Genomic DNA, 16,328 nt, shown 5'->3' with positions numbered 1-16,328 from the left:
GTCCCCAAGCACGGTGCTGGCCCCGGCCGGCCGCGGGGGCCTCTCTGGCCGCCCGCGCGCGGCTGCGTCTGCCGCGCGCGGTCGCCCGGCTCATCTCGCTGGTCGAGGACGCGAGCCCGCAGCTTCGCGAGGTGGCCGCCGCGCTGGCGCCGTTCACCGGGCGAGCCGAGGTCGTCGGCCTCACCGGCCCGCCCGGTGTGGGCAAGTCGACCACCACGTCCGCGCTCGTCTCGGCCTACCGCGCGCGGGGCAAGCGGGTCGGCGTGCTTGCCGTCGACCCGTCCTCGCCGTTCTCCGGCGGCGCGCTGCTCGGCGACCGCATCCGAATGCAGGACCACGCCACCGACCCCGACGTGTTCATCCGCTCCATGGCCACCCGCGGCCACCTCGGCGGCCTGGCCTGGGCCACCCCGCAGGCGCTGCGCGTGCTCGACGCGGCCGGGTTCGACGTGGTGCTGATCGAGACCGTCGGGGTCGGACAGTCCGAAGTGGACGTCGTGTCGCTGGCGGACAGCACGCTGGTGCTGCTCGCCCCCGGCATGGGCGACGGCATCCAGGCCGCCAAGGCGGGCATCCTGGAGATCGCCGACGTGTTCGTGGTCAACAAGGCAGACCGCGACGGTGCCGACACCACCGCCCGCGAGCTGAGGTACATGATCTCGTTGGGGCGCAGGGAGATCCGGGGCGCGAGCTGGCGCCAGCCGATCGTCAAGACGGTCGCCGCCCGCGGCGAGGGCATCGCCGACGTCGTCGCGGCGATCGACGCGCACCGCGCGTGGCTGACCGAGCACGGCGAACTGGAACCGCGCCGCGCCTGCCGGGCCCGCGCCGAGATCGAGGCCATCGCCGTCGCCGCGCTGCGCGCCCGCATCGGCGACCTGCACGGCGGCGACGCGCTCGACCGGCTCGCCGAGCAGGTGACGGCGGGCGACCTCGACCCGTACGCCGCCGCGGACAAGCTCATCGCGGGCGTCCAGGCCACCTGAGCCGAAACTCGCGCGTCCGGCCAAATCTCGCACGTTCGGCCACGACGCCGCGACGGCGTGGTCTACGTTGTGCGCCATGGCAGACACTCCGCCCGCGGTCGTGGTCGAGGACATCCGCAAGTCCTATGGGGACTTGCACGCCGTCGACGGCGTCTCGTTCTCCGTCGCCGAAGGCGAGTTCTTCGGCATCCTCGGCCCCAACGGCGCGGGCAAGACGACCACCCTGGAGATCATCGAGGGGCTGCGCAAGCCCGACGGCGGCACGGTGCGGCTGCTCGGCCAGAGCCCGTTCCCGCGCGACCTCGCGCTGCTGCCGCGGATCGGCGTGCAGCTCCAGGCGTCGGCGTTCTTCGAGAAGCTCACCGCGCGCGAGCAGTTGGAGACCTTCGCCTCGCTGTACGGGGTGAGCGCGGCCACCGCGGGGGAGATGCTCGAACTGGTCGGCCTCACCGACAAGGCGGACACCCGCGAGGACAAGCTCTCCGGCGGCCAGCGGCAGCGGCTGTCCATCGCCTGCGCGCTCGTGCACGACCCCGACGTGGTGTTCCTCGACGAGCCGACGGCCGCGCTCGACCCGCAGGCGCGGCGCAACCTGTGGGACGTGCTGCGCGCGATCCGGGAGCGCGGCAAGACGATCATCTACACCACGCACTACCTCGACGAGGCCGAGATCCTGTGCGACCGGGTGGCCATCATGGACCACGGCAAGATCCTCGCCATGGACACGCCCGCGGCGCTGGTGCGCGGCCTCGACGCGCCCGCGCACGTGATCCTCGAACGCGGCTCCCTGCCGCTGGCCGAGGCCCTCGCGCTCGTCGGCGCGGACGACGCGACGGAGAACGAGCAGTCGCTCACGATCTCCACCCGCACGCCCGCGCCGCTGCTCTCCGCGCTCGCCGAGCGCGGCACCCTCGATGGCCTGCAGGTGCGCACCGCGACCCTGGAGGACGTCTTCCTCCACCTGACCGGACGGGAGTACCGCGCGTGAAGGGCCCCTTCAAGAGCCTGTCGACCGCGATGTTGAAGGGCTTCTTCCGGGACAAGACGACGCTGTTCTTCACCTTCGTCTTCCCGCTGATGTTCCTGGTCATCTTCGGCCTGCTCTTCGGCGAGGCGGGTGCGGAGAAGATCAAGCTGGGCGCGGTCGGCGACGGCCCGGTGATCGCCGCGCTGGAGCAGAGCGGCGCGGTCGAGATCGAGCGCTTCGACACCGTCGACGCGGGCGTCGCCAAGGTCCGCGACGGCGACCTCCCCGGCCTCGTAGAGGCCAGGGGCGACACCGTGGTGCTGCGCTTCGCCGCCAGCGACCAGACCCTGGCGGGCACCGTGCGCGGCCTGGTCGCCGGTCTCACCCAGGAGCTCAACGTGCGGGCCAGCGGCCAGCCACCGCGGTTCGAGTTCCAGGCCCAGCAGGTCGAGGACGCCTCCCTCAAGCCCATCCAGTACCTGACCCCGGGCATCCTGAGCTGGGGCATCGCCATCACGGCCGTGTTCGGCGCGTCGCTGACCCTGGTGAGCTGGCGGCGCAAGCAGGTGCTGCGCAGGCTGCGGCTCGCCCCGGTCGGCCCGGTCACCATCCTCAACTCGCGCATCCTGGTCACCATCGCCGTCGCGCTCGCGCAGGCGGTGCTGTTCGTCGGCGTCGCGCTGCTGCCCGTGTTCGGTCTCCAGCTCTCCGGCACGTGGTGGCTGGCGATCCCGGTGTTCCTCTCGGGCATCCTCGCCTTCTTCTCGATCGGCATGCTCGTCGGCGCGTTCTGCAAGACCGAGGAGGCCGCGTCCGGCGCGGCGAACATCGTGGTGCTGCCGATGGCGTTCCTGTCCGGCACGTTCTTCCCGATCGACCTCGCGCCGGAGTGGCTGCAGACGGTGTCGAAGGTGTTCCCGCTGCGGCACATGAACGACGGGATGATGGACTTCATGGTGCGCGGCAAGTCCGCGGAGGCGCTGCTGGTGCCGTGCGCGGTCCTGATCGGCTTCACCCTCGTCGTCGGCTTCATCGCGACGCGGGTGTTCTCCTGGGAGGATAGCTAGTGCGGTCACCGGCACTGGCCCGGGTGGGGCGTGAGCCCGCTCACGCCCCACACTGAAGCCATGTTCGACACCCCCGCCGGTCGGTTCCGCGTCGTCGCGCTCGCCGAAGCCGTGTCCTGGATCGGTCTGCTCACCGGGATGTTCTTCAAGTACGTCACCGAGTCCGGCGAGTTGGGCGTCAAGATCTTCGGCCCGATCCACGGCGCGATATTCGTCGCCTACCTCGCCGTGACGTGGCTCAGCGCCCGGCAGCTCGGCTGGGACCGGCGGACCGCCGTGTGGGCCTTCGTGTGCAGCGTGCCGCCGTTGGCCACGCTGGTGTTCGAACGTTGGGCCCTGCGCACGGGCAAGCTCGACCTGGCGGTCTAGTCCTGGAAGTCGCCCGCCGCCTTGCGGACTTTGGCCAGCAACTCGGTCAACTGCGCCGTCTGCCGGTCGGTCAGGCCGCGGAGGCCGAAGTCGGCGGCGGTGACGGCGGCGGTCGCCTGGGCGCGGCGTTCCCGGCCCGCCTCGGTGATCTCGGTGAGGGTGGTGCGCCGGTCGGTCGGGTGGGGCGTGCGCTTGACCAAGCCGTCGGCTTCGAGGCGGTCGACGATGTTGGTCACGCTCGTCGGGTGGAGCTGGAGGCGTTCGCCCATCACCCGCATCGGCAGGCTGCCTGTCTTGGCGAAAGTGAGCAGCACCAAGGCTTCGTAGCGGGCGAAGGTCAGCCCGTGCGGCTTGAGCGCACCGTCCACTGCGGACTGCAGGATCTGCTGCACGCGCATCACGCTGGTGACCGCGGCCATCGTGGCCGGGTCGCCGATCCGCTCCTGCCACAGCTCGGCCGCGCGGGCGATCGGGTCGAACGGCAACGTGCGCGGCGTCATGAGCCTGAAGTTACCAGTGGGGTGGCCGTTCAGTAGCCCTCCGGCGGCGGCGCCATCTCGGCCCACACCCCCAGCAGCCGCACCGGGCGGGTCAGCTCGAAGCGGTCCAGCGCGGTGGCCGCCGCGGCGGCGATGTCATCGGCCGCGGCGGTCGGCTCGGGCAGGGTGAGGCTGCGCGTGCGGGTCCAGAACGGCGCGAACCGGGCCTTCACGCCCACCCGGATCGCGGGTCGGCCCTCGGCCAGCAGGTCCGCCGCGACCCGGTGGGCGAGCCGCGCCACCTCGGTCCGCATGGCCTCCGGGTCGGTCAGGTTCTCCTGGAAGGTGATCTCCCGGCCGTGCGAGCGCGGCACGTACGGCGTGCCCACCACCTCGGCCGACCCCGCGCCGAGCGCCAGGGTCCGGTACCACGGCCCCATCTTCGGGCCCAGCCGCGCGGCCAGCACGTCCGGGTCGGCCCTGGCGAGCTGCGCGACGGTGTCGAAGCCCAGCTCGGCGAGCTTGCGCGCGGTCTTGGTACCGATGCCCCACAGCGCGTCTGTCGGCCGGTCGGCCATCACGGCCACCCAGTTGTCCTTGGTCAGCCGGAAGACGCCCGCGGGCTTGGCGAAACCGGTGGCCAGCTTGGCGCGCAACTTGTTGTCGCCGATGCCGATCGAGCTGCTCAGCTCCGTCCGCTCGGCCACCGCCCGGCGGATCTCCCGCGCCAGCGCCTCCGGGTCGTCGGTCTCGACGCCGAGGAACGCCTCGTCCCAGCCGAGCACCTCGACCGGGACGTCGAACTCCCGCAGTGTCGCCATCACCCGCGCCGACGCCTCCTCGTAGACCGGCGGGTCGCTGGGCAGGAACACCGCGTCGGGACAGCGTTTGGCGGCCGTGCGCAAGGGCATCCCGGACCGCACACCGAACTCGCGCGCCTCGTAGGACGCCGTGGCCACCACGTCGCGCCGCGTCGGGTCGCCCTGCCCGCCGACGACGACGGGCAGGCCGCGCAGCTCCGGGCGCCGCAGCACCTCGACGGCGGCGATGAACTGGTCGAGGTCCAGGTGCAGGACCCAGTGATCGACGGCCACCTCGCTAGTGTGCGCGCAAGGGGCAGCCGCGAAGGAGTGACCGTGCTCGTTGCGTTCAGTGTCAGCCCGCTCGGCGGGGAGTCGGAGAATGTCGGCGAGGCCGTCGCCGCCGCCGTGCGGGTGGTGCGCGAGTCGGGCCTGCCCAACGAAACAAGCGCGATGTTCACCACGCTGGAGGGCGAATGGGACGAGGTGATGGCCGTGGTGAAGCGCGCCACCGACGTGCTGCTCGCGGACTATCCCAGGGTGGGCCTCGTGCTCAAGGCCGACATCCGCCCGGGCCACACCGGCCAGCTCGCGGCCAAAGTGGAGCGAATCGAGCGGTATCTCGCCGAGCGACGATAATAGTCGGACGTCCTACTATCAGGAGATGACTGTGGACCCGCGCGACCTGTGGCTCTGCTTCGAGCCCTACCACGACGTCACCTACTTCACCGCCGAGTCGATCGCCGCCACCGACGCCCTGGGCTGCAAAGGCCGCTGGATGGGTTACTTCGGCATGCGCGCCGCCCCGCTCGGCGCGGCCCCCGCCTGGCTGGTGACCAGCCTGTTCTACAACTTCCACCCGTCGCTGGTGGAGCGCGCGTTGCCCGACGCGTGGGCCGTCGCCCCGCCGGAGGACTACCTGCGGACCCGGCTCGCCGGAGTCGACGGCGCGCTGCGCCGGATGCTCGGCCCCGACACCCTGGCCGGTCCCGAGATCGCCGAGGCCGCCGAGTTGGCCCGCGCTGCCGCCGCCTGGGCGCCGACCGCGGGCCGCGCGCTGGCCGCCGCCAACGCCGCCGTCGACCTGCCCGACGAGCCACACCTCGCCCTCTGGCAATCGGTCACCACTCTGCGCGAATCGCGCGGCGACGGCCATGTCGCGGCGCTGGTGACCGCCGGGCTCGACCCGTGCGAGGCGCTGGTGGCCTTCGCCGCCGACCACGGCCTGACCGCGGCGTACATGCGGAAGGCGCGCAACTGGCCCGCCGACGAGTGGGACGCCGCCCGGGCGCGCCTGCTCGACCGCGGCATCCTCGGCGACGACGGCGGACTCACCGGCGAGGGCCGGGAACTGCGCGAGTCGGTCGAGGCGCTCACCGACGAGGCCGCCGCCGAGCCGTGGACACAGCTCGGTGACCAGGCCGGTGCCCGCCTTGTCGAGTTGCTAGCTCCGATCGCGCTGCGTGTCACCAGGGAGAACGAGGCGATGCGGGTGAACCCGATGGGGATCGCGCCCGAGGTCGCCCTCGCCCGGCTCGCCGGTGAACCCGTCGGCTGACCGGCGGCCGGAGGCTCATGCCAGGATGTGCAGGTGACCAGGCCAGATCCACGCCAGACCGCCGCACTGTCCGCCGCCCTCTCCCGGGCGGTGGACCTCTCCGGGCTCAAGGCCCGTGCGGACGCCACGAACCGGCCGCCGTCGGCCGCCGCGCCCGCCGGGGGTGGCGCGTTCGTCGAGGTCACCGAGGCCGAGTTCCAGGCCGAGGTGGTCGAGCGCTCGACGCAGGTGCCTGTTGTCGTCGCGCTGGTGGCGGCCTGGTCGGCCCAGGCCATGCAGCTCTTCGCGTTGCTGGAGCGCCTCGCCGCCGAAGCCAACGGCGTCTGGCGGCTGGCGAAGGTCGACATCGACGTCAGCCCGCGGGTGGCCCAGCTCTTCGGGGTGCAGTCGGTGCCGATGGTGGTGGCCATCGCGGCAGGCCAGCCGGTCGAGGCGTTCGGCGACGTGCCGCCGGAGCCGCAGCTCCGGCAGTGGCTCACCGGCCTGGTCGACGCCCTGCGCGACCGCCTGCCCGGCATCCGGGCCGCGGAGAACGGCGGCCCGGTGGGGGCCGAGCCGGAGCCCGAGCCCGAGGACGAGCGGTTCGTGGCCGCCGAGGAAGCCTTCGAGCGCGGCGACTACGCCGCGGCCGAGGCGGGCTACCAGGTGATCCTCGACGCCGAGCCGGGCAACGAGGAGGCAAGGGCGGCGCTGGCACAGGTCCGGTTCCTGGCCCGAACCGAGGCCATCGACCCCTCGGTGATCGTCCGCGCCGACACCTCCCCCGACGACGTCGACGCCCAACTCGCCGCGGCCGACCTGGAACTGGCGGGCCAGCAGACCGAGCAGGCGTTCGCCCGGCTGGTCAACACCGTCCGCCGAACCACCGGCGACGACCGCGACAAGGCCCGCACCCACCTGGTGTCCCTGTTCGACCTGTTCGCCGCGGACGACCCGCTGGTAGCGAAGGCACGCCGCGACCTGGCCAGCGCGTTGTACTAGACACGTCCTAGCTGAACTGGACGGCGCAGCCTTTGTCGCCGTCGAAGAAGCCGATGCGGAACGCCTCCACGCGGGCGAAGCCGGACGGGATCTGCTTGCCGGTGACGTCCGCCGCGATCAGGCTGTCGTCCTGCAGCAGTTCGGCCACCGCCTCGTCCAGGTCGCCCACCGCGATGTGCAGGTCGCCGTCGCCGTCATTGGGGACCTTGTCCTCGGTGTACGCGGCCCACGCGCCGGTCAGGCAGGCCGTGCGCAGGCCGGTTCGCTCACCCTCCAGCGACACCCCGACCGACTTCTGGATCGCCAGCGAATACCGCGACGCGATTTCGGCGAACGCCGCGAAGTCGCCGATGCCGTTGCCCTCCGCGCCCGGCTCCTGCCCGCGCTTGGGTGGGGCGGCGATCTTCGCCAGCTTCGCCAGGTCGATCGCCACCACGTTCTCCTCCGGGCAGTAGGTCGCGGGCGGTGTCGAATCGCCGTTGGCGCACTTGGCGCCGTTGTCCACGATCTCGGGCGGGGTGGCCCCGGAGCGCTTGAACGCCTCGTCCAGGCTCTTCTTCAGCAGGCCGAGGAACTTCTTGTCGGTGACGTCGACCTCGCCCTTGCTCTGCTCGTCCTGCTCGTTGCGTTCCTTCTCCGCGATGCGGCCGTTGATCTCGTCCACATCCATCCGCGCGCACCGCTTCGGGCCCTCGGTGAAGCCGGCCTGGAAGGCGAAGACGCGGTCGAACGCCAGGCCGTGCGCGCCCTGCTTGCTCGCCGAGAGGCCCGCGGGGTCGCGGATGAAGAACATCGTCGCGAGCACCTGGTTGAGGCCCTGACCGGCGTTGATGTCGAAGTGCTTGGCCTTTTTCTCCGCGACGTGGCGGAAGAAGCCGCCCGCGTAGCAGTCCGCCTGCTGCTCCTTGACGATCGTCGGCGTGCCCTGGTTGATGTTGCTCTGACTGCCCAGCCGGAATTGCACGGCGTGGCCCATCTCGTGCGCCAGCACGGCGACCACGGACATCGGGCCGAACTGCTTGTCCAACATCGGCAGCAGCACCCCGCGGTCCCACGCCACGCTGTCGTCCGCGCCGCAGTAGAATGCGTTGACCAGGTCGGCCGTGCTGGTGCCGCACAGCTTGATCGCCTTGCCCTGCGAGTCGTAGGACGCCAGGCGTCTGACCGGCTCGAACTGCTTGCCGTCGAAGTCGGCAGGCATGCGCTCGGTCCAGTAGTCGTAGATGTCGGACAGCGCGTTGACGGCCAGCCGGTCCATCTCGCCGTTGTCGGCGTTCTCCACCTGGAGCTGCGCGTCGGGCACGCCCTGCTTCGGGCCGCTCGGGCCGTTGTTGTCGACCGGGATGCCGCCCGCGGTGCCCGCGTCGATGTCGCCGACGCCACGCGCCTGGCCCGCTATCGGCTGGCCCGCGCAGCCGCCGACCTGGCCGACCACCACGGCCGCCGCCGCGAGCGTCACCGCGATCCTGATCCGCGTACCGCCTACCCGCACCGTCATCCCCACACTTCGCTCGCACCGGTCCGGGGACCTGTCGTTTCGCCTGCGAGCACCCTACTGCCGCGTCCGGTTTGTCGTACGTCGATCCACCCATGCGCGCCTCAGGTCAGGCCGCAATCCTGCCCGCCACGGGTGAATCCGTCGCGGAACGCGGTCACCCGGTCGAACCCGGCGTCGATGGCCTTGCCCGAGGTGTCGCGGGCGGCGTAGTCGTAGTCGAGCAGCACCTGCACGGCCTCGTCGAGGTCGCCGGGGGACAGGAATCGCGGCGTCGCGCCGAACAGCGACCCGGTGAACGCGCCCGCCAGGCACACCGCGGAGCGCTGCGCGTCGGCGCCTTCGACCGGCTTGCCCGACGCGGCCAGCGCGGCCAGGCCGTAGCGGCTGGCCATCAGGGTGCCGGTCGCGTAGTCGCCGATGTCGGCGTGGATCTTCGGCAGTTCCTTCGCGGTGTCCACCTCCACCGCGGTGCCGTCCGGGCAGAACGCCACCGGGCCCTGGTCGGCGCGCGTGCAGTTCGGCCGGCTGCCCACCTCCCGGACCTTGGGCTCGGCCCACTGCCTGCCTGCCTTGGTGACCAGTTCGGCGAAGTACTTGTTGAGCCCGGGCGTGATCGAGGTGACGATCTGGTCGAACTCCAGGTTGCCGCCGCGGGCCTGGTCGCCCGCGTCGGTGAACCCGCTGAGGGTGAACTTCCGGTTCTCCACCGTCATATCGGCGCACAGCTTCACGCCGCTCTCGTAGCCGTCCTGGAACGCCGAGACCCGGTCGAAGGCGTCGCCGTGCGCGCCGCGGTCGGTCTGGTCGGTGCCGATCGGGTCGCGGAAGCTGATCAGCGACTCCAGCGCCGAGTCCAGCCGCTCCTTGGCGATCTCCAGGTGCCGCGCCTTGCCGTCGGCGACCCAGCGCACGAACGAGCCCGCGTAGCAGTCGGCCATCGCCTCGATGAGGATCGTCGGGAACTTGCGCGGGTTCGCCTTGCGCTGGTCGACCCCGGCGCCGGTGCGAGCCTGCACGGCGTGGCCCATCTCGTGCGCCAGCACCAGCATCACCGCCGCCTCGCCGAACCGGTCGCGCAGCACCGGCAGCAGTGCCGCGCGATCCCAGGCGATGACGTCCGCGGTCGGGCAGTAGAAGGCGTTGCCCTCCACGTCGGTCGACTTGTCCGCGCACGGCGGTGCCTTGCTGCCGGCGTCGGCGGTGTCGACGGAGTAGTAGCCGCCCTTGAGATCCTCGAACTGCTTGCCGAACGCTTCCGGGAAGGTCTGCTCCCAATACGTGCGCACGTCGGTGATCACCGTCGCGGCGAGCCGGTCGATCTCGCCGCCATCGGAGTTCGCCACGAACGACGGGTCGACACCGCCCGGGTTGTCGGGGTCGCCACGGGAGACGACCGACCCCTGGCCGATCGGCTCGCCGGGGATGGTCGTGGTGCACGAAACCGCCGACCCGGCCAGCAGGATCGCCAGCACGAGCCGGGCGGTGTCACCGAATCGGGTTCGCGCGCTCACCTGACCAGTGTGCCCCAGAGCCGTGGCGCCCCGTGCGGTAACGGCCGACTCAGGCCTCCTCGGGCACGAGCCACACCACACCCTGCGGCGGTAGCTGCAGCACTGCCGACGCGGGCCGCCCGTGCCACGGCTCGTTCTCCGCGACGACCCCGCCGAGGTTCCCCACGCCGGATCCGCCGTAGGCCAGCGCATCGGTGTTCAAGACCTCCCGCCAGCGGCCCGCGCGCGGCAGGCCGACCCGGTAGTCCCGGTGCGGGGCGCCCGCGAAGTTGGTCACGCACGCCAGTTCCCGCGCGCCGCCGAGGCGCAGGAAGCTCAGCACGTTGCCCGCGGAGTCGTTGGCGTCGATCCACGAGAAGCCCTCGGGCCGGGTGTCGTCGACATACAGCGCGGGCTGCTCGCGGTAGACCGAGTTCAGGTCGGCCACCAGCGACTGCACGCCCCGGTGTAGCACGTCGCCGGTCAACTCCCAGTCGAGCGAGCGGGCCTCCGACCACTCCCGCACCTGGCCGAACTCGCCGCCCATGAACAGGAGCTGCTTGCCGGGGTGCGCCCACATGTAGGCCAGCAGCGCGCGCAGCCCGGCCGCCTTGTTCCAGTCGTCGCCGGGCATGCGCTCCCACAGCGAGCCCTTGCCGTGCACCACCTCGTCGTGCGACAGCGGCAGCACGAAGTTCTCGCTCCAGGCGTACATCAGCGAGAAGGTCAGCTCGTTGTGGTGGAAGGCGCGGTGCACGGGATCGTGGCCGGTGTAGCGCAGCGTGTCGTGCATCCAGCCCATGTTCCACTTGAACCCGAACCCGAGTCCGCCCAGGTGCGTCGGCCGGGTCACCCCGGGCCACGCGGTCGACTCCTCGGCGACCATCACGATGCCCGGGTGGTGCTTGTAGACGGTCGCGTTCAGCTCCTGCAGGAACCGCACCGCGTCCAGGTTCTCCCGTCCACCGTGGACATTGGGCAGCCACTGGCCCTCGGCGCGCGAGTAGTCGAGGTACAGCATGGAGGCCACCGCGTCGACGCGCAGGCCGTCGACGTGGAACTCCTCGATCCAGTACAGCGCGTTGGCCACCAGGAAGTTGCGCACCTCGGGGCGGCCGAAGTCGAACACCAGCGTGCCCCAGTCGGGCTGCTCCCCGCGGCGCGGGTCGGCGTGCTCGTAGAGCGGGCCGCCGTCGAAGCGGGCCAGCGCCCACGAGTCGCGCGGGAAGTGCGCGGGCACCCAGTCGACCAGCACGCCGATTTCCCGCTGGTGCAAGGCGTCCACGAAATAGCGGAACTCGTCGGGGGTGCCGAACCGCGCGGTCGGCGCGAAGTACGAGGTGACCTGGTAGCCCCAGGACCCGCCGAACGGGTGCTCGGCCACCGGCAGCAGCTCGACGTGGGTGAAGTTGTGCTCGGTCAGGTAGTCGCCGAGCTGGTCGGCCAGCTCGCGGTAGCCCAGGCCCTGGCGCCACGACCCGAGGTGCACCTCGTAGGCGCTCATCGGCGCCGAACTCCACGAGGTCGCGTCGCGGCGCGCGAGCCACTCCGCGTCCTGCCAGGTGTAGTCCGAAGTGGACACCACGGACGCGGTCGCGGGCGGGATCTCGGTGGCGAAGGCCATCGGATCCGCCTTCTCGTGCCACGAGCCGTCGGCGGCGTGGACGCGGAACTTGTACCGGGTGCCCGCGGGCACCCCCGGGATGAACAGCTCCCACACCCCGGACGAACCCAGCGAGCGCATCGGGTTGGCCCGGCCGTCCCAGCCGTCGAAGTCGCCGCACACGCGCACGCCCTGCGCTGTCGGCGCCCACACCGCGAACGCCGTGCCCGCGACGACGCCCGCGGGCGTGTCGTAGGAGAGCACCCGCGCGCCGAGGACCTCCCACAGCCGCTCATGGCGACCCTCGCCGAACAGGTGCAGGTCCAGCTCGCCCAGCGTCGGCAGCCACCGGTACGGGTCGTCCACCAGCTCCGGGCCCGCGCCGTAGTCGACCTCGAACAGGTACTCGGTCGGCACCTCGGGCAGCTCGGCGGCGAACACATCGTCACCGATCTGGTCCAGCTCGTAGCGCCGCGCACCCACCAGGGCGGCCACGGACTTCGCGTTCGGCCGCAGCGCCCGCAGCACCGCCCCGCCGGGTCGGCGCGGGTCCGGGTGGACGCCGAGCAGCGAATGTGGATCGTGGTGCGCCCCCGCGAGGAGGCGCTCGATCTCGTCAACCAAAAGGATCAACCTTGGATGTAGTTCTGGAGCTGTTCGCGGTCGGTTTCGAGCTGGCTGATGCGGATCTTGACGACGTCGCCGATGCTGACGATGCCGACGAGCCTGCCCTCGACCACCACGGGCATGTGCCGGATGCGGCGGTCGGTCATCGTGGCCGCCAGGCTGTCCACGCTGTCCTCCGGCACACAGGTGAACACATTCGTCGTCATGATGTCGGCGACCGTGGCGTTGAGCAGGTCGCCGCCGCGCTCCGCGAGCCTGCGCACGACGTCGCGCTCGGAGACGATCCCGACCACGGCGTCGGTGTCGACCACCACGAGGGCGCCGACGTTGTGCTCGGCGAGCACGCCGATCAGGCCCGCCACCGTGGTGCCCGGGTCGACCGTGGCGACATCCGCGCCCTTGCCACGCAACACATCCGAGATCCGCATCCTGGACACCCCGATCCCGTCCCGTCGCGTCACCCTGAGCGGGCCTTGTCGATCAGATTAACCACCATCGGGCCTGTCCGAAACTCGGACAACGCGAATGGCTCAGGACGCCCGTCGGATCGCCGCCAGCGGGATGGCCATCCAGTCGGGCCGGTTGCGGTGCTCGTAGGACACCTCGTACACCGCTTTGTCCAGCTCGAATGCCCGCAGCAGCACCGCGTGCGCGCGCGGGTCGCCGCCGATCGAGGCATAGCCGTCGCAGAACGCCGCGCGGTTGCGGTCCGCCCACTCCGCGGCCCGAGTCTCGCGCTGGTGGTCGGGCTCCTCGCCCGCCAGCAGGTGCAGCGCCGCGTAGTCGAACGACCGCAGCATCCCCGCCACGTCGCGCAGCGGCGACCGGGTGCGCGCCCGCTCGTCCGGCCGCGACGCGGGCTCGCCCTCGAAGTCGATCAGGACCCAGCCCGCGGTGGTCCGCAGCACCTGCCCGAGGTGCAGGTCGCCGTGCACCTGCTGGGCCATGATGTCGCCGGGCAGCGCCCGGACCGCGTCGAACGCCGCGCGCAGCACCGACTCGTGCTCTACCAGCTCCGGCACCTCGCCGAGCACCGTGTCCAGCCGCGTGTGCATCGCGTCCACGGTCGCCCCGATCCGGCGCGCGTCGATCGACTCGGTCCCCAGCGCCGCCGCGAGATCCGCGTGCACCCGCGCCACCGCCGCGCCGAGCCGCGCCGCCTCGCCCGCGAAGTCGCCGCCGACCTCGCCCGCGTGCAGGTCGCCCTCGGCCAGCAGGTCGCGCACACTGGCCGTCGCGGTCGCCCAACCCTCCGCCGCGTCGCCGAGGAAGCGCTGCGCGAAAGCCAGCACCATGTCCTCGCCCGCCACCACCGCCACCGGCTGCGCCACCTGGGCGCTGCCCGCGCGGTGCAGCGCCCGATGCAGGTCCACGTCGCGGTTCGGGCCGGGCACCGGGCGGCGGAACAGCTTGAGGATGTAGTGGAAGCCGAACACCACCGACGTGTTGCTCTGCTCCACCCCGATCGGGCGCGCCCGCAGCCCGGTGACCAGCTCGACACCCGGCTCCGCGCGCCAGCTCAGCCCGCCCCGGTCGGCGCCCTCGGCCAGCAGGTCGAGCAGCAGCGACATCAGCTCCGGGTCGTGCGTGGCGGCGTAGGCGTAGGCGTCGCCGAGCTTGCCGATGACCGCGTGCGCCAGGTGTTCGGGAAGGTGGTCGCGGACGCCGATGAGCACCTGGTAGACCTCGCCGCCCGCGGCCTCGACCAGCGTGTGCACCAGTGCGGGGTCGCCGCCCGCGATCAGCTCCGCGCGGATCACCCGCACCGAGGACAGCGCCTGCCCCTTGGCCGCGAACCAGCGCTGCGTGGGCAGCCAGGCGCACAGGTCGTCCGCCAGGGTCTCCACGGCCTGCAGCGGTCGGGTGCTCACGACGACCCCTCACGGACGCACGGTGACATCGGTTCGCTCACTGGGGTTCGCCTTCCTCCTGGGCAGTGGTGATCTGGAACCAGTAGAAGCCGTGGCCGGGCAGCGTGAGCAGGTACGGCAGCTCGCCGATCGCCGGGAACCGGACACCGCCGGTCAGCTCGACCGGCACGCGTCCATTGTGGTCGGACAGGTGCAGTTCCACCGGCTGCGGGAACCGCGACAGGTTGTTCACACAGATGACCACGTCGTCCTCGTGTCTGCGCAGATAGGCCAGCACACTCGGATTCGAGGAGCCCAACTCGGTGAAGTCGCCCATCCCGAACGCCGGATGCTCGGTGCGCACCTGCAGCATCCGCCGCGTCCAGTGCAGCAGCGACGAGGTGTTGTTCATCTGCGACTCGACGTTGACCGCCTGGAAGCCGTACACCGGGTCGGCGATCGCGGGCAGGTAGAGCCGGGCCGGGTCGCAGCGGGAGAACCCGGCGTTGCGGTCGGGCGACCACTGCATCGGCGTGCGCACCGCGTCGCGGTCACCCAGCCAGATGTTGTCGCCCATGCCGATCTCGTCGCCGTAGTAGAGAACAGGCGAGCCCGGCAGGCTCAACAGCAGCGCGGTGAACAGCTCCTGCTGGTTGCGGTCGTTGTCCAACAGCGGCGCCAGCCGTCGCCGGATGCCGATGTTCGCCTTCATCCGCGGGTCCTTGGCGTACTCCGCGTACATGTAGTCGCGCTCGTCGTCGGTGACCATCTCCAGGGTCAGCTCGTCGTGGTTGCGCAGGAAGATGCCCCACTGCGCGCCCGCCGGGATGGCCGGTGTCTGCGCGAGGATCTCCGAGATCGGGAACCGCGACTCCCGGCGCACCGCCATGAAGATCCGCGGCATCAGCGGGAAGTGGAACGCCATGTGGCACTCGTCGCCGCCGACGTCCGGGTCGCCGAAGTACTGCACCACGTCCGCGGGCCACTGGTTCGCCTCGGCCAGCAGCACCCGGCCGGGGAACTCGTCGTCGACGACCTTGCGGCACTGCTTGAGGAACTCGTGCGTGCGCGGCAGGTTCTCGCAGTTGGTGTCCTCCTCCTCGAACAGGTAGGGCACCGCGTCCAGCCGGAACCCGTCGATGCCGATGTCCAACCAGAACCGCAGCACGTCGAGCATCGCCTCGGCGACCTCGGGGTTCTCGTAGTTCAGGTCGGGTTGGTGGGCGAAGAATCGGTGCCAGTAGAACTGGCCGCGCACCGGGTCGAAGGTCCAGTTGGACGTCTCCGTGTCGACGAAGATGATCCGCGCGTCCTTGTACCGGTCGTCGGTGTCGGACCAGACGTAGTAGTCGCCGTAGGGCCCGTCCGGGTGCTGCCGTGACTCCTGGAACCACGGGTGCGCGTCGGAGGTGTGGTTGAGCACCAGGTCGGTGATCACCCGGATGCCCCGCTTGTGCGCCTGGTCGAGCAGATAGCTGAAATCGTCGACCGTGCCGAACTCGGGCAGCACCGCGCGAAAGTCGCTGATGTCATACCCCCCATCCCGCAACGGCGACGCGTAGAACGGCGGCAGCCAGAGACAGTCGACGCCGAGCCACTGCAGGTAGTCGAGCTTGTCCGCGAGGCCGCGCAGGTCGCCCGTGCCGTTGCCGTCGGAGTCGTTGAACGCGCGGCACAGCACCTCGTAGAAGACCGCGCTCTTGTACCAGAACGGATCCGGCGGCGCCGATCTCGCGTGGGTGAAGTCCTCTGCCTGCGGCTCGGTGAGGTGTCCGTCCGCGGTCAGTGCCGCGCCGGTGTGCGGAATGCCGTCGAGACCCAGTGCCGCGTCCGGCGCGGTGGAGTCCTGAACTGTCATGCTTTGTCGCCCTGTCACGTCGTCCTGTCACCGTCGTCGTTGTCCGGTTGACAATGCGTACCACGTGCGCGTGGGTACTAACCGTCACCCCTGCTGACCTGTCGTTACGTGTCCTGTGGTGCACTCCGGCGCCAGCCGTGACCCGGGCGTCGGCCTCGACTAGCTCGGGTCGGGGCACGCTGTCGTGGCTCATCG

The 16,328-nt window shown here is 71.2% G+C and carries 15 protein-coding genes; 7 read left to right on the top strand and 8 right to left on the bottom strand.

Annotated features, from left to right (window positions below; all coding sequences use genetic code 11):
- Nucleotides 1-44: 44 nt before the first annotated feature.
- The 4 genes from meaB to ACT4N7_RS14855 all read left to right on the top strand — a co-directional run bounded on the left by meaB (nucleotide 45) and on the right by ACT4N7_RS14855 (nucleotide 3,389).
- Nucleotides 45-986, top strand: a complete 942-nt coding sequence (gene meaB, locus ACT4N7_RS14870; protein ID WP_444829304.1) for a methylmalonyl Co-A mutase-associated GTPase MeaB — start codon at nucleotides 45-47, stop codon at nucleotides 984-986.
- A 76-nt stretch (nucleotides 987-1,062) separates the two neighbouring features.
- A complete protein-coding gene (locus ACT4N7_RS14865; protein WP_444829302.1) occupies nucleotides 1,063-1,974 on the top strand; it encodes an ABC transporter ATP-binding protein in 912 nt (303 codons plus the stop codon).
- Nucleotides 1,971-3,020 (top strand): ABC transporter permease, encoded by a 1,050-nt coding sequence (locus ACT4N7_RS14860; protein ID WP_444829301.1) that lies wholly within the window; start codon nucleotides 1,971-1,973, stop codon nucleotides 3,018-3,020. Before ACT4N7_RS14865 ends, ACT4N7_RS14860 begins: the two co-directional genes overlap by 4 nt.
- A gap of 60 nt (nucleotides 3,021-3,080) precedes the next feature.
- A complete protein-coding gene (locus tag ACT4N7_RS14855) occupies nucleotides 3,081-3,389 on the top strand; it encodes a DUF3817 domain-containing protein (RefSeq protein ID WP_444829300.1) in 309 nt (102 codons plus the stop codon).
- On the opposite strand, the gene ACT4N7_RS14850 is transcribed toward ACT4N7_RS14855, so the two are convergent.
- Both ACT4N7_RS14850 and ACT4N7_RS14845 read right to left on the bottom strand, forming a co-directional pair.
- Complete coding sequence (locus ACT4N7_RS14850; RefSeq protein WP_444829299.1) at nucleotides 3,386-3,889, bottom strand: MarR family winged helix-turn-helix transcriptional regulator; 504 nt, start codon at nucleotides 3,887-3,889, stop codon at nucleotides 3,386-3,388. The genes ACT4N7_RS14855 and ACT4N7_RS14850 overlap by 4 nt on opposite strands.
- A gap of 29 nt (nucleotides 3,890-3,918) precedes the next feature.
- Nucleotides 3,919-4,962 carry a DNA polymerase IV gene (locus ACT4N7_RS14845; RefSeq protein WP_444829298.1) on the bottom strand — a complete coding sequence of 348 codons (1,044 nt, stop codon included), beginning with the start codon at nucleotides 4,960-4,962 and terminating at the stop codon, nucleotides 3,919-3,921.
- 42 nt (nucleotides 4,963-5,004) lie between these two features.
- Between ACT4N7_RS14845 and ACT4N7_RS14840 the strand changes: the two genes are divergently transcribed.
- The 3 genes from ACT4N7_RS14840 to ACT4N7_RS14830 are packed head-to-tail and all read left to right on the top strand — an operon-like array spanning nucleotide 5,005 to nucleotide 7,207.
- Complete coding sequence (locus tag ACT4N7_RS14840; RefSeq protein WP_444829297.1) at nucleotides 5,005-5,307, top strand: MTH1187 family thiamine-binding protein; 303 nt, start codon at nucleotides 5,005-5,007, stop codon at nucleotides 5,305-5,307.
- A 25-nt stretch (nucleotides 5,308-5,332) separates the two neighbouring features.
- Nucleotides 5,333-6,226 (top strand): SCO6745 family protein, encoded by an 894-nt coding sequence (locus ACT4N7_RS14835; protein WP_444829296.1) that lies wholly within the window; start codon nucleotides 5,333-5,335, stop codon nucleotides 6,224-6,226.
- A 33-nt stretch (nucleotides 6,227-6,259) separates the two neighbouring features.
- Nucleotides 6,260-7,207, top strand: a complete 948-nt coding sequence (locus tag ACT4N7_RS14830; RefSeq protein ID WP_444829295.1) for a tetratricopeptide repeat protein — start codon at nucleotides 6,260-6,262, stop codon at nucleotides 7,205-7,207.
- 7 nt (nucleotides 7,208-7,214) lie between these two features.
- Here ACT4N7_RS14830 and ACT4N7_RS14825 read toward each other — a convergent pair whose 3' ends face one another.
- The 6 genes from ACT4N7_RS14825 to treS form a co-directional block, all read right to left on the bottom strand.
- Nucleotides 7,215-8,705 (bottom strand): neutral zinc metallopeptidase, encoded by a 1,491-nt coding sequence (locus ACT4N7_RS14825; RefSeq protein WP_444829294.1) that lies wholly within the window; start codon nucleotides 8,703-8,705, stop codon nucleotides 7,215-7,217.
- A gap of 101 nt (nucleotides 8,706-8,806) precedes the next feature.
- Complete coding sequence (locus ACT4N7_RS14820) at nucleotides 8,807-10,216, bottom strand: neutral zinc metallopeptidase (RefSeq protein WP_444829293.1); 1,410 nt, start codon at nucleotides 10,214-10,216, stop codon at nucleotides 8,807-8,809.
- 49 nt (nucleotides 10,217-10,265) lie between these two features.
- Nucleotides 10,266-12,422, bottom strand: a complete 2,157-nt coding sequence (gene glgB, locus ACT4N7_RS14815) for a 1,4-alpha-glucan branching protein GlgB (RefSeq protein ID WP_444829292.1) — start codon at nucleotides 12,420-12,422, stop codon at nucleotides 10,266-10,268.
- 5 nt (nucleotides 12,423-12,427) lie between these two features.
- Nucleotides 12,428-12,853: a CBS domain-containing protein gene (locus ACT4N7_RS14810; protein ID WP_444829291.1), complete on the bottom strand. Its 426-nt coding sequence runs from the start codon at nucleotides 12,851-12,853 to the stop codon at nucleotides 12,428-12,430.
- 102 nt (nucleotides 12,854-12,955) lie between these two features.
- Nucleotides 12,956-14,296, bottom strand: coding sequence for a maltokinase N-terminal cap-like domain-containing protein (locus tag ACT4N7_RS14805; protein WP_444829290.1), 1,341 nt, complete (start codon nucleotides 14,294-14,296; stop codon nucleotides 12,956-12,958).
- A 37-nt stretch (nucleotides 14,297-14,333) separates the two neighbouring features.
- The gene (gene treS / locus ACT4N7_RS14800; protein ID WP_444829289.1) at nucleotides 14,334-16,133 is read right to left on the bottom strand and encodes a maltose alpha-D-glucosyltransferase; all 1,800 of its coding nucleotides are present in this window, start codon (nucleotides 16,131-16,133) and stop codon (nucleotides 14,334-14,336) included.
- Nucleotides 16,134-16,328 lie beyond the last annotated feature (195 nt).

The sequence above is a fragment of the Actinokineospora sp. genome (assembly GCF_052390155.1).
In the GTDB taxonomy this organism is placed as follows: Bacteria; Actinomycetota; Actinomycetes; order Mycobacteriales; family Pseudonocardiaceae; genus Actinokineospora.
The sequence above is the reverse complement of the archived record's forward strand: the minus strand, read 5'-3'. Positions and strand labels throughout refer to the sequence as shown.

Coding starts and splice junctions, on each gene's coding strand:
- ACT4N7_RS14865 (WP_444829302.1), top strand. CDS start 1,063: ATGGCAGACACTCCGCCCGCGGTCGTGGTCGAGGACATCCGCAAGTCC.
- ACT4N7_RS14855 (WP_444829300.1), top strand. CDS start 3,081: ATGTTCGACACCCCCGCCGGTCGGTTCCGCGTCGTCGCGCTCGCCGAA.
- ACT4N7_RS14850 (WP_444829299.1), bottom strand. CDS start 3,889: ATGACGCCGCGCACGTTGCCGTTCGACCCGATCGCCCGCGCGGCCGAG.
- ACT4N7_RS14835 (WP_444829296.1), top strand. CDS start 5,333: ATGACTGTGGACCCGCGCGACCTGTGGCTCTGCTTCGAGCCCTACCAC.
- ACT4N7_RS14825 (WP_444829294.1), bottom strand. CDS start 8,705: ATGACGGTGCGGGTAGGCGGTACGCGGATCAGGATCGCGGTGACGCTC.
- ACT4N7_RS14810 (WP_444829291.1), bottom strand. CDS start 12,853: ATGCGGATCTCGGATGTGTTGCGTGGCAAGGGCGCGGATGTCGCCACG.
- treS (WP_444829289.1), bottom strand. CDS start 16,133: ATGACAGTTCAGGACTCCACCGCGCCGGACGCGGCACTGGGTCTCGAC.